11 protein-coding genes are annotated in these 11,960 nt (G+C 54.2%); 1 reads left to right on the forward strand and 10 read right to left on the reverse strand.

All coding sequences use genetic code 11. The annotated features are described in order from the left end of the window. Positions 1-43: 43 nt before the first annotated feature. Both BM231_RS04930 and BM231_RS04935 read right to left on the reverse strand, forming a co-directional pair. Positions 44-1,063 (reverse strand): PstS family phosphate ABC transporter substrate-binding protein, encoded by a 1,020-nt coding sequence (locus BM231_RS04930; protein ID WP_063295610.1) that lies wholly within the window; start codon positions 1,061-1,063, stop codon positions 44-46. A 165-nt stretch (positions 1,064-1,228) separates the two neighbouring features. Next, on the reverse strand, positions 1,229-2,596 hold the full coding sequence (locus BM231_RS04935; protein ID WP_093517252.1) for an ATP-binding protein: 1,368 nt from the start codon (positions 2,594-2,596) through the stop codon (positions 1,229-1,231). 488 nt (positions 2,597-3,084) lie between these two features. Between BM231_RS04935 and BM231_RS04940 the strand changes: the two genes are divergently transcribed. Next, positions 3,085-3,666 carry a tetratricopeptide repeat protein gene (locus BM231_RS04940; RefSeq protein WP_093517254.1) on the forward strand — a complete coding sequence of 194 codons (582 nt, stop codon included), beginning with the start codon at positions 3,085-3,087 and terminating at the stop codon, positions 3,664-3,666. A gap of 24 nt (positions 3,667-3,690) precedes the next feature. Here BM231_RS04940 and BM231_RS04945 read toward each other — a convergent pair whose 3' ends face one another. The 8 genes from BM231_RS04945 to BM231_RS04980 all read right to left on the reverse strand — a co-directional run bounded on the left by BM231_RS04945 (position 3,691) and on the right by BM231_RS04980 (position 11,957). Continuing rightward, on the reverse strand, positions 3,691-4,407 hold the full coding sequence (locus tag BM231_RS04945) for a hypothetical protein (protein ID WP_093517256.1): 717 nt from the start codon (positions 4,405-4,407) through the stop codon (positions 3,691-3,693). A gap of 59 nt (positions 4,408-4,466) precedes the next feature. Continuing rightward, the gene (locus BM231_RS04950) at positions 4,467-4,955 is read right to left on the reverse strand and encodes an SRPBCC family protein (protein ID WP_063302364.1); all 489 of its coding nucleotides are present in this window, start codon (positions 4,953-4,955) and stop codon (positions 4,467-4,469) included. 18 nt (positions 4,956-4,973) lie between these two features. Continuing rightward, positions 4,974-5,813 carry an ABC transporter permease gene (locus BM231_RS04955; protein ID WP_093517258.1) on the reverse strand — a complete coding sequence of 280 codons (840 nt, stop codon included), beginning with the start codon at positions 5,811-5,813 and terminating at the stop codon, positions 4,974-4,976. Then, a complete protein-coding gene (locus BM231_RS04960) occupies positions 5,810-7,096 on the reverse strand; it encodes an ABC transporter permease (RefSeq protein WP_208860093.1) in 1,287 nt (428 codons plus the stop codon). The genes BM231_RS04955 and BM231_RS04960 overlap by 4 nt, the downstream gene beginning before the upstream one ends. Continuing rightward, a complete protein-coding gene (locus tag BM231_RS04965) occupies positions 7,089-8,174 on the reverse strand; it encodes an ABC transporter ATP-binding protein (RefSeq protein ID WP_093517260.1) in 1,086 nt (361 codons plus the stop codon). The genes BM231_RS04960 and BM231_RS04965 overlap by 8 nt, the downstream gene beginning before the upstream one ends. Before the next feature lie 175 nt (positions 8,175-8,349). Then, entirely contained in the window at positions 8,350-9,477 is a 1,128-nt protein-coding gene (locus BM231_RS04970; protein ID WP_093517262.1) for an extracellular solute-binding protein, read from the reverse strand. A 303-nt stretch (positions 9,478-9,780) separates the two neighbouring features. Continuing rightward, a complete protein-coding gene (locus BM231_RS04975; RefSeq protein ID WP_093517264.1) occupies positions 9,781-10,722 on the reverse strand; it encodes a metal ABC transporter permease in 942 nt (313 codons plus the stop codon). Then, a complete protein-coding gene (locus tag BM231_RS04980) occupies positions 10,722-11,957 on the reverse strand; it encodes a metal ABC transporter permease (protein WP_093517266.1) in 1,236 nt (411 codons plus the stop codon). Before BM231_RS04980 ends, BM231_RS04975 begins: the two co-directional genes overlap by 1 nt. Positions 11,958-11,960 lie beyond the last annotated feature (3 nt).

The raw sequence follows: 11,960 nt of genomic DNA on the forward strand, positions 1-11,960 counted from the left end.
AGCGGTCAGCTGGACATGCTGACCGCTCTCTTAGCGTTTGCAATTAGAATGCAAGTGGTGTCAGCGCTGATGCAGATTTGGAAACTGCTGCACGGTCAGCAGCTGGCATCGGGATCAGACCTTTGTCAGCCAGGTAACCTTCGTCACCCCAAGTGTCTTCATTGGTGAACTCACCAAGGTATTCAGCGATACCTGGGATTACGCCAACGTGCTCTTTCTTGATGTAGAAGTACAAAGAGCGGGACACTGGGTAGTCGCCTGCAGCAATTGCATCAAATGTTGGTGCAACGCCTGCGATGTTTGCGCCCTGGATCTTGTCAGCGTTCTGATCAAGGAAGGAGAAACCGAAGATGCCGAGTGCATTCGGGTTCGCATCAAGCTTCTGAACGATCAGGTTGTCGTTCTCACCAGCTTCGATATACGCGCCATCTTCACGGACTTCATGACACGCTTTTTTCTTCAGACCGAGGTCAGCAGCACCTGGCACCATTTTACAGCCGCCCTGCATTGCCAACTCGGCAAATGCGTCACGGGTACCGGAAGTTGGTGGAGGGCCAAGCACTTCGATCTTCGAGTTAGGAAGGGAAGGATCGATGTCGGACCAGGTCTGGTATGGGTTTGCAACCAGTTTGCCATCGACCGGAACTTCTTTCGCAAGAGCGAGGAAGATCTGAGCCAGTGTCAGGTCTAGCTGAGTGCCAGCCTTGGAGTTCGCAAGAACGATGCCGTCGAAACCAACGGTAACTTCTACTGGAGTTACGCCAGCCTCATTACACTTCACCAGCTCCTTGCCTTTCATGCGGCGGGAAGCATTGGTGATGTCAGGAGTGTTTTCGCCAACGCCTTCACAGAAGAGCTTGATGCCGCCGCCTGAACCAGTGGATTCAACAACTGGTGTTTTGAAGTTTGTCTTCTGACCAAACTGCTCAGCAACTGCTGTCGCAAATGGGAAAACAGTGGAAGAACCAACGATCTGGATCTGGTCACGAGCCTGTGCGGAACCAGCAGCAATGGTACCTGCGAGAGCGAGCGCTGCAACGCTTGCGAATGCCTTGATTTTCACCTGAAGTCTCCTGGGAGTCTTGGTTTTAAAAAACTGTTTAACTACGTTCACCTCACAGCGCCCCGGCTGCGAGCTGGCTGTAACCTAGCGTTTGGCTGTGATGGTTATATGAACGTTGCGTATCAGTTTTATGACATTACAAGCATTTGATTTTATTATATTATTTTAATCGAGTTCATTTTCGTCATAAATAACAGCGCCGGGTATGAACACACGGAAGCAAGCACCTTCATCCGGTTTACTCTCAATTTCCAGGCGAGCTCTGTGCCTTGTCAGAATGTGTTTTACGATGGCCAGACCAAGGCCTGTTCCCTTCATCTGACGGGAGGTGACAACGTCAACCCGATAGAAACGCTCGGTTAACCGCGGCAAGTGCTCAGGATCAATGCCCGGACCGAAGTCGCGGACCTCTGCAATCCAGTGTGGTGTCTCAGTAGAATCGGGGTCCAGACGGCAAGTGACATCGACTCGCCCTCCGCTGGAACCGTATTTCAGCGCGTTTTCGATGAGATTGCTGAAAACCTGAACGAGTTCGTCCTTCTCGCCGCGAATCTCGGCAGGTTCCTCAGACACATTCACATTCACCTCAACACCCGATTCTTTCGCAACCGGGAGCAGTGTTTCCACGGAGTGGCGCATGATCAAGCTGAGATCCACGAGGGTTTCCGGCTGAACGTGCACCTTCATCTCAATGCGGGACAGAGACAGAAGATCGTCAATGAGGCGGCGCATGCGCTCTGCCTGATCCAGCATGATGCCGAGGAACTGGTCCTGCGCTTTGGGATCGCCCTTGGCTGGGCCTTGCAGGGTCTCAATGAAGCCTGTCAGTGATGCCAGTGGTGTGCGCAGCTCGTGGGAAGCATTGGCGACAAAGTCGGCCCGCATCCGCTCCAGACGGCGCGCTTCGGTCAGGTCGCGAATGACGACGAGGATAAGGCCTGGGCGTCCGCGTGGGACGGCGAGGTTTCCGCTGGAGACGGACCAGAGCGGCGCGATGTGCGCTTCCAGCCAGAGTTCCATCGGCACTTTCTCGGTCCAGTCGATGACTTCTGTAGAGCCGCCATTGGAGACACGGTCCAGTGCTTCCAGCAGGGATGGTGCACGGATGCGGAAGGACAGAGGATCGCCAACCGCAATGGTGCCAAAGCGACGCTGTGCGGCGAGGTTCACGTATTGGGTGGTGCCGCGGTAGTCGACGACGAAGCATGGGTCCGGCAGTGCGTTGACGGCGGATTTCATGCCGCGGTCGACGATCTCGCTGGCTTCCTTGCGGCTGACACCGCTTGGTGCTTTGACTTTGGTGCGGCTTTTCATGCCGCCGCCGATGACCAGAACAAAAATGAGAGCGTAGGCGAAGAACGAGGCCCAGACGGGTACGTCAAAAGCTATGGAGAAGAGAGCGAAAATGCCGGCAGATGCCAGAAGAATCCAGCGCACATCAACGGGTTTGCGATAAACCGCCCGCCGGTTGAGACCCAGTCTCAACGGCTCCTGCTTTACGTGCTTTTCTTCCTTGTCGGTATCCAGGGACATACGTGCCACTCTCTAAACGCCGCTGTGCGTTTACGTTGTTTTTCTTTCAAGACTGGCCGAGAATTTAACAGGACCAGCATGACATTCTCGCGACGACGGCACTTCATTTTTTCAGTTTCCCCAACAGGGAGACATCCAAAGACGTAGCGAAACCAAGGATCTTGGAGGGCCTGCGCCTGTGGGCAAACTATTTTCATCCACTTAGATCATATCGACGAGTTGCTGCGGTTATATATTTAGCAGGTTTAACAAATCAAGCAGAAGAGAAGCTGAGGAATAATAATTAATCGGCAAACCTTCTTTCGCGCTAGTGCAGACGTCATGCAACTATCATGTTTTGCGTTTAGTGCTCAATTGAAGTGAAGTGTCACCCCTCTCTTACCTTTGGTAATTGTATTTAAATGGCCTGCGCCTTTAAATAGGTCTTGCGAGCGGGTTGCAGCTTCTATGATGGGACCGCGTTTGTGGGGCGTAACGAAGGGCGAACGATGGAAGAGATTCTCGAAAAGCTAGAAGCTGCTATTGCGCGGGAGGATTGGGCGGAAGCGGAGACCTACATTCTTCTCATGCTGGAAGAGGACGAGACCAATCCAAGCCTCTGGTACAACCTTGGCCTTGTACGCCGTCGAGCGGGCAATAATTTGCAGGCCCTTGAGAATTTCGAGAAGACGCTGGAATTCAACCCGCAACACAAAGGGGCGATGTTTGAGCGGGCTGCAGTCTGTCTGGACATGGAAGATTTCACCGCAGCGCTCAATGACTTTGCTGAGTTCACCGCAGCCTACCCTGATGACAGTGATGGGTTGTTGAACCTTGCCCGCATCGCGCTTCACATGGAGGTTCCAGACTTGGCCCTGCAGGCCTTCCAGAAGCGGGCTGAGTTGGAGAATGATGCTGAGAATGTTCTTGGCGCGGCAGAAGCCATGCAGATGCAGGGCAATGATGAAGGCATCGACATGTTGCGCCGGTTGTTTGCCAACAATCCGCCTGTGAGGCCTGAATTGCTGAAAATTATGAGCCAAGGATCATTCGGGCGCGTGCCGTTGAACTCTAAGGCAATACTTCCTTAGAGCAGCGCTTGCCTCACCTGCCTTCTAAGCCTCAACGGAGCGTTTGGCGCGGACAGATTTGCGGTAGTGGCCCGGTTCTGCCTGCAGTTTACCTTGTGTATCCAGGTGGGTTTCGAACTCAGCTTCATCCATCGGAGCGCAATCTAACTCCAACGCCTCACGCTTAAATGGGAAGGCCTGCGCGATCGGCGTGCCTGCTTTTAGCGTGCCTTCGAACTTTGGGTCTTTCCAAAGCGCTGGAAAATGAACAAAGCCACCTTTGAAGCGATCACAATCCACCACGCCCGCGAGTGTCCTGAACGGCAGTTCTTCGCGGTTAAGTGGATGAGTGAAGAGCAGCGAGATGCCTTCAGGGGCTTCGATACTCCAGAAGTTGTTGAGCTTGATGATGAAATCGCCCGGGTTCGTGCCCAGTGGTGCACCGGTTGCCTGTTCTGGCACATGCAGGCCGATGGGTGATCGGGTTTGCTGTGCTTTTGGTGAGACTGGCTTCGGCCAGTGCCATGAGAACTCGCCGTCTTTCATGGTCACATCACAGGGCAACTTGAATAGGATACCCGTTGAGAAGCCGTCAATGATCGGCGGGCAGTGCTTGAGCGTGCGTACCTGCTCGCTGCCCAGCAACTCGCTTTCGACCGTTGACGGGATGTCTTTCAACCAGTCGGGCAAAGATGCCTTTGCTTCTACAGGCTCTGGGATATGTCCATGTAGTTCTGGCAGGCAACGAAACTTGAGCTTCATGAAGGCTCCTAAATGCGGCTCTTGATCCGAAAACCGGCGTTCGCTTGTCAGCGATGCGTCTAGATTTTCACGATGGCAGTTTTCAGCTTGTTCAGGCAGTAGGCCCATCCGGCGCTGGAGTTCATGGCACGCAGGTATTCCCGCCAGCCGTCTCCGTAGCGCTCAAAATGACTATGCACCAGTTTAAGCTGCGCTCCACCCTCAACATCTGAAAACTGAATTGTGACGATGCCAGCTTTTTGCGGGTCTTCAATCAAAAGGCGTTTGGGAGAGATCTGCCAGGCGAGGACAATCTTGCTGCCCTCCTCCAGCTCCTGAATGGTACCCCAATGCAAGCGCCTGCCGTCTTCCACATCCTCAAAGCATGAACCACCGACCAGAGGCTCGATGCCGAGCACGCCCTCATGTGCGAACCTGTACTCTGCGGGCCACCAGGCATCGATTTTCTCCAGAAAACATGCGTAGGCGCTTTGAGCTGATGCAGGCAGAAGCACCTCTGCCTTGCATAGTGAAAATTGCTCCAAGACGCCCATTTCGCCTGATGTCATCGCATCCCCCAATTACACTCAGCCGCGTCCCTTCCTGCGGCGAGCCATCACGTAGACTGTAGCAGCAATTATCGTAATTGCTACAAAGAGAACACCGATGACATTGATGACAGGGGATATACCAAAACGCATGCGTGCGCCAATCTCCGTGACCAGTGTCCAGCTTGGGCCAATGGCAAAGAAGGTGGTGTTGTAGTTTTCAATGGACTGCAGGAACGCGATTGCAGCGGCTGTGAGAATGGTTGGCATGAGGAATGGAAGCGTGATCTTGCGGAACACAAAGAAGGAGGATGCCCCCAGATCCAGCGCCGCCTCTTCCTGCACAATATCCTGCCGTTGCAGGCGTGCCATGAACATGAGCATGCAGTAGGACGCAATAAAGCTGGACTGCGCGATGGTTGCGGTCAGCAAGCCACCTTCCACCCCGAAGGCATCGCGCCAGAAGATGAGCGTGGTTGCCCCCAGCACGATACCCGGTGTGAGCATGGGTGACACCAGCACGGTGTAAAGGAATGTGGTGGCCTGAGATTGCAACCGCGTGAGCAACAAAGCCCCCGCCAATCCAAGAGGGATTGAGATGACAATGACGCCCAGCGCGATGATTAGCGAATGCCACAGCCCGTCAATGAAACGTTGATCCTCTGGCAGAGCGCGGAACCAGTCCAACGTGAAGCCTTGCCAGTCGATGACAGAGGGTGTTGGTGACGCGTTGAAGGCTGCAATCACCATGAAGATCATGGGCAGGAACATGTAGGCGAAAAAGATCACCAGATAGCCATTGAGGATGGCAGCGGCCCAATCAATGGGAGATTTAACCTGTTCTTTCATGGCGCCGTTTTCGAGTGTTGTTGATGTCATTTCGCGATGTCCCGAATGCCGACGCGGAAGACCCACATGTTAAACAGAATAAAGATGATACAGGCCACCAGAAGCGCCAGCGAGTATGCGGCGCCCTGGTTCCAGCTGTCTGCCTCAAAGAAACGGCGGTAGATCACCTGAGAGAACCAATCGGGGTGCAGGCCACGGCCCACAGCACTTGGAACGGCAATAGAACCTGCAGAGAGCATGAAGGTCATGATAGCACCAACGGCGATACCGGGTTTGGCGTGCGGGAGAACCACGCGCCAGTGAATACGCCATGTGGACGCGCCCAGATCCTTTGCTGCTTCGATCTGGTTTTTGTCGAGCGTATCGACCGTGTTGTAGATCGGGAAAACCATGAAGAGCACGTAGGCGTAGACCATCACAGTAAACACGGCACCATTGGAGGCAACAAAGCGGAAGCCTTCTCCCGCTTCCATATTGATGATGCCCAGCAAGTCCAGCAGACCGTTGAGGACGCCTTGCTTTTCCAGGATCATGATCCACGAGAAGATGCGCAGCAGCTCATTGATTGCGTAGGGGATCAACAGCCCAAGCATCAGAATTGCGAGCTTATTTCGGTTCGTGGTCATCGCAACTGCGTAGGCCACCGGGTAACACATCGCAAACGCCAGAATGGTGACGCACAGCGCGTAGATGATGGTGGCGAGGAAGATCTGAAAATGCACCGAACTCATCATGGTGAAGTTCTTGAGCGAATAAGAGGTATCCAAACCGACAGCGTCTGTGGTGGATTTCTCAGTTGCTTCCAGTGTTGCAATTCGGGCTTCCAACTCGCCCTTATTCGCCAGTAACGGAGCTTCTTCGGCCTCAATTTCGGCAAGGCTGCGACTAACCGCGCTTGTGTTGCCTGCTGATGGTGCGCCAAACGGATTCAGGCCTGATGTATCGTTTGCTTCCGGTACTGACGGCGTTCCAAATGGATTGAGGCCAGTGGTATCATCGGAGGGTGCGGGGGTGGCAAACGGGTTGAGTGCGGAGGCACTGTCTTGCTGGGGAGCAGTGGACGTGCCAGCGATCAGGTCTTCTTTTTCGGCCTGAAGCTCCACCAATCTGGTGTTGATCTGGAACACATCTTCATAGGCGCGATCAATTTCCAAGGCCAGCGTTGCAGCGGCTCCGCCCCTGTCTTCATAGGTGAAGGCGCGGTCGATCATGGACATTTGCGGCAGTATAATCAGCACCACAATCCAGATCGCAGCCAAGCCTATAAAGAGGGAGGTCAGGCCTTTGCCATAACTCTTGATCAGACTATTCACTGGCCAGCTCTCCCGGACGCATCACAACAGCATCCTGAGCAGCAAACCAGAGCTTCTGGTCTGCGCCCAAAGGCTGATGGGTTTGCTCAACATTGGTCACGTGGATTGCAACGGGTTGGTCCCCTGCCCGCATATGGAGGTTCACAAAAGGACCTTCCATATCGCGGCGCTCCAGAATGGCTGTGAGGCCGTTTTGCTGGCCTTGCTTTGCTTCAAGGGACATTCGCTCAGGACGCACGAAGAGGATGGCTTCCTCTCCCTCGTTCAAGCCGTGTGCGTTCTGGCCAAAGAGCTTGCCTTGCGATGTTTCCAAAATTGCGAAGTCACCCTCTTTGCCGACAACCTTGCCTTTAAAGATGTTCTGCTCTCCCACAAAGCTCGCCACAAATGGCGTTTTTGGGTGTGCGTAGATCTCGTCAGAGGTGGCAACCTGCTCCACCACGCCTTTGTTCATGACCGCAACACGGTCTGACATGGTCAGCGCTTCGCCCTGATCGTGCGTGATGTAAATGAAGGTCACGCCGGTCTTGCGCTGCAGGTCTTTCAGCTCTGCTCGCATGTGCTGGCGGAGTTTGAGGTCGAGTGCGGAGAGCGGCTCATCGAGCAGGAGCACGGAGGGCTCAACTGCAAGGGCGCGGGCAATGGCCACGCGCTGGCGCTGTCCGCCTGATAATGCTGTTGGCAGTTTGTCGCCCTGACCATCCAACGCGACCAGAGACAAAAGCTCCTGCGCCTTTTCCAGCCGGGTCTTCTTTGCGATGCCGCGTGCTTCCAGACCGAAGGCAATGTTGTCTCGTACGCTCATGAGCGGAAACAGCGCAAGGTTCTGGAAGATCAGGGCAGTTGGTCGGGCGTTTGCACGGATGCCGGACATGTCTTTCTCGCCAATCACAACACGGCCCTGAGAGGGGGTGAGGAAGCCGGAGATCATGCGCAAAATGGTTGTTTTGCCACAACCAGACGGGCCGAGGATGGAGAAAAACTCACCAGCGTTGATTTTCAGGTCAGTGGGCTGAACGGCGACGAAATCGCCAAATCTCATGGAGAGGTTTTCAAGAATTACATCATTGCCGTGCATGAAGTGCCTATTGCTTCGCTTCAATCTTTTAAAGATTGGAAATCTGGGTTTTCTGCGTGCCTGACACTTTGACCAGTGCACAGTCCTTGCTCACAAGGTGCGCAGTCTTGCTGCTGCATTTCTTAGGAGCGGATGTGCAAAGCGCGGCTGATGCCGCGCTTTGCTGCCAACGTCGTTATGCGTTGGTGATCTTATCAACGTATTCCTGACGCAGTGGGGCGAACCACGGCGTATCTGCCGGGTACCACCACAGGTTCGCCAGCGTGTCGTTGTTATAAATTTCCAGGAACTGCTTCTTGTAGGTTTCGCCTGCATGGTTTGCAGCGCCCACAACAGCGGAGTTGTAGCCGGTGTTTGAGCTGAACATGCCAGCCATTTCTGGATCAAGCATCGCATTGATGAAGGCGTAAGCCTGCTCCGTGTTGGCCGCACCACTTGGAATGCCCATGGAATCCATCCAGGTCATGCCACCTTCTTTTGGCATGCGGTATTTCCACTTAGCATCTTCACGGCTGAGCAGCAGGCCGGTTGTGTCCCATGTCTGGCCGATAGACGCGCCAGCCTGTTTGAAGGCGTTTGTTGCTTCGGTTGCGTTGTTCCAGAATGCAGCAATGTTTGCTTTGCGCTCAATGATGAACTTGGCCACTTCGTCCCAAACGCGGCGGGCGTCTTCTTCAGTTTTGTAGACGTCGAGCATACGGTCAGATTTCACTTTGCCGATTGCATCGAGGTATAGGCCGGTGCCGATCAAAGCAGACTTTTGACGGAAAGCCGCCTTGCCTTTTGCTTCTGGCGCCCAGAGAGAACCGAAGGACACTTCCTCGTTAGAAAGCGGGAACACGGTGCTGTCGAATGTGATTGCTTCTGTGCCCCAGTCGAATGGCAGCAGCATGCGCTTGCCGCGGTAGGTGCCGCCCAGCTTTACGCTGTCGCGCAGCATGGAAGGCACAACAGCATCCACCTTGAGCTTGCTTTCATCGAGAGGAGCCAGCAGGTCATCCGGGTAGTAGTTGGCGCCGTTGGTGATGGATGGGAAGATCACGTCAAAGCCCTTGCCGCCAGCTGCTTTCAGCTTCTGCTCAGCTTCATCGTTGGAGCCAAAAGTGGACAGGTTGATCTTAATACCTGTGTCACCTTCAAACTTCTTGATCATGTTGTCCTGAACGTAATCACCCCACGCGAAAACATTCACCTGACCAGAAGATGCCAGCGCATCAGAGGCCTTCAAAATTGCAGGAGCAGCAATAGCAGCAGCGGAGGCTGCGGCAGTGCCTTTTATAACTGAACGACGAGAGATAGACATTTACGGGCCCTCAAGAGACAAAGAATTCTTAATAGCAACCAAGGCGCGATACTTAGATTCGGCACCTCTCCGGTTCCATCACCTAGGCAGCTAACTGCAACCTGTGACAGACCCATGACAATTTACGTATATTAACTTATGGAGCGTAGCTCATTATTAGCGGGCTAGGCAATATTGTATTTATATTTCTATATGTTGACCTGAAAACTCTAGGTAATTTCAATCTGTTATTTATTTGGCAAACTAAAAAAGGGAGCACCTTTTCAGGTACTCCCTTTCAATTGTCGAGGCCTACAGGCTCTATCAGACGCTTGCGTGCGCTCTTTGCCGACGACGGCGCATAACGACGCCGTAGTGCGGAGCAAACAACATGGCAAGCACCTGCTGCAGACCAGCGACAACAGCAATCATACCGGCTGCGGACACGGAGAACTCGTAGCCCAGCAGGCCTGGACCGAACGCTGCCAGCAGGTAGCCGAACAGGCCGGCGGACAGAGATGCGATGCCGGAGATGAAGAGCTGGGCTTTCAGATTATCTGTCAACATACGCGCCGTTGCTGCCGGGCAGATGAACATGGCAATCACGAGGATAGATCCTACAGCTGTAAATGCAGCAACAGCAGCGATTGCCACCATAACAATGAGTGAAAGGCCGAGCCATTTAGGCGAGAAGCCAAGGCTTGCGGAGAGCAGCGGATCAAAGCTGGAGATCTTCAGTTCTTTGAAGAACAGCACGATGAACACAATCACCAGCATGTTAACAACAAACAGCTGCTTGATGCTTTCCGGCAAGGTCATGAGCACCTGCCAGTTCCACAGATCTGAGAGGGAATAGGCATCCAGCCAGATTGCACTTTCCAGATTACCGTAGAGTGCGTGTTCCACGTCCAGATGCACGCCAGCAGTCCCGGTTTGCTCCAGAATGACAACGCCTGCTGCGAACATGGTGGTGAACACCACACCCATGGCAGCCCCCGGCTCCACATTGCCGATGCGGCGGATAAGTTCAATCAGGAGAACTGCGAAGATGGCTGCTCCCCCTGCCCCGAGCATCATGGCCCAGGAGCTGGTCTCATGAGTGAACAGGAAGCCGATCACGATGCCGGGCAGAACCACGTGGGAAATCGCATCGCCCATGAGCGCCTGTTTGCGCAGAACGAGGAAGTTGCCAAGAAGACCACAGGCGAGCGCTGCCAAAGATCCGAGAAGAATGCTTGGGAGGTCAAATTGCAGGAAAATATCCATCAGGCTGCTCCTCCACGGCTTGTTTCATCGCCCCGTACAACATGCGGGCTCAGTTCCTGTTCCAGGACTCTGACCGTATCAGCGGGCAGAACTTCTCCGATTGGCTTTAGCGACCAGTCTGCCAGTGCATGGGACTCTTCGGGATGCATTTCACGGTAGAGATTCCAGAGCTTCTGGTCCCGCTCAATGAGACGTGCTTCTGACTGGCCTTTGACCGTTGGCTGACCATCGCCCCCCATGAACCCGCCGCGGCGGAGGATGGAGCGGGTGAGCGGTTCGAGCACTGGTTCATCGTGTGCGATGGCAAGCAAGCCCTGTCGCAAGTGCACGATGCGCTGAAAACGGTAATGCTTGAGTGCCGCTGCCAGAATGCCTCTGACAGGTGAGATCAGCAGGGAAACTACAAAGAAACTGAAGAGCACCAGCACGATTAAACCGCCTGTTGGCATATTGGGTGCGCTGGCTGAGAGAGCAGCTCCGATGTAGCTTCCCGAGGCGCCAATACCTGCTGCAATGGCAACCAGCACCGGTACGCGGTCTGTCCAGAAACGGGCAGCCACAGGAGGGATGATTGCCAAAGCAATGATGAGAACGAGGCCTACTGTCTTAAGGCCAATCACCACAATACCCAGCAAAAGCAGGAGGAGTGTGCGGTCCAGCCAGCGAACGTTGTAGCCACAGGCCGCTGCAAAGCTTTCGTCGAAGCAAAGCAGTGAGAATTCTTTCATGCGCAGCACGACAGCAAGGCCAACGAGTGCTGCTGCCACTGCAATGGTCAGCGCTTCAGACTTGAGCATGCCAGAGGTCGCGCCAAGCAGAAAGCCTTCCAGACCAGCCTGCCCCGCAATGGACATGGACTGGATGATCGTCAGCAGTACCATACCCACGGCAAAAAAGGTGGAGAGTACGGTGCCGATGGCGGCATCTTCTGTCAGGCGGGTGTGGGTTTTGATCCAGTCCACAGCAAGAACACCGAGGCCAGCCGACAAGGCTGCACCAAACAGGAGCACTGGCAGCGAGCGGCCTGAGTCAAAGTAGACCTGTGCGATGATGAAGGCGAGTGCCACACCGGGAAGTGTTGCGTGGCTGACTGCATCGGAAATCAGTGTCCGCTTTCTGAGCAAAACAAAGACACCGATGGCACCACTGGCCGCACCCAGAAGGGCTGCGCCAATGCAAACCAGCGCTGTGTTGTAGCCTGCGGACAGAGTAAGGGCGGCAAAGAACTGTTCCATGAC

This window comes from Pseudovibrio ascidiaceicola (assembly GCF_900114245.1).
GTDB lineage: Bacteria > Pseudomonadota > Alphaproteobacteria > Rhizobiales > Stappiaceae > Pseudovibrio > Pseudovibrio ascidiaceicola.

Excerpts from the sequence above, each read along its gene's own strand:
- BM231_RS04935 (WP_093517252.1), bottom strand. The coding sequence starts at position 2,596 with ATGTCCCTGGATACCGACAAGGAAGAAAAGCACGTAAAGCAGGAGCCG.
- BM231_RS04940 (WP_093517254.1), top strand. The coding sequence starts at position 3,085 with ATGGAAGAGATTCTCGAAAAGCTAGAAGCTGCTATTGCGCGGGAGGAT.
- BM231_RS04945 (WP_093517256.1), bottom strand. The coding sequence starts at position 4,407 with ATGAAGCTCAAGTTTCGTTGCCTGCCAGAACTACATGGACATATCCCA.
- BM231_RS04950 (WP_063302364.1), bottom strand. The coding sequence starts at position 4,955 with ATGACATCAGGCGAAATGGGCGTCTTGGAGCAATTTTCACTATGCAAG.
- BM231_RS04955 (WP_093517258.1), bottom strand. The coding sequence starts at position 5,813 with ATGACATCAACAACACTCGAAAACGGCGCCATGAAAGAACAGGTTAAA.
- BM231_RS04965 (WP_093517260.1), bottom strand. The coding sequence starts at position 8,174 with ATGCACGGCAATGATGTAATTCTTGAAAACCTCTCCATGAGATTTGGC.
- BM231_RS04970 (WP_093517262.1), bottom strand. The coding sequence starts at position 9,477 with ATGTCTATCTCTCGTCGTTCAGTTATAAAAGGCACTGCCGCAGCCTCC.
- BM231_RS04975 (WP_093517264.1), bottom strand. The coding sequence starts at position 10,722 with ATGGATATTTTCCTGCAATTTGACCTCCCAAGCATTCTTCTCGGATCT.
- BM231_RS04980 (WP_093517266.1), bottom strand. The coding sequence starts at position 11,957 with ATGGAACAGTTCTTTGCCGCCCTTACTCTGTCCGCAGGCTACAACACA.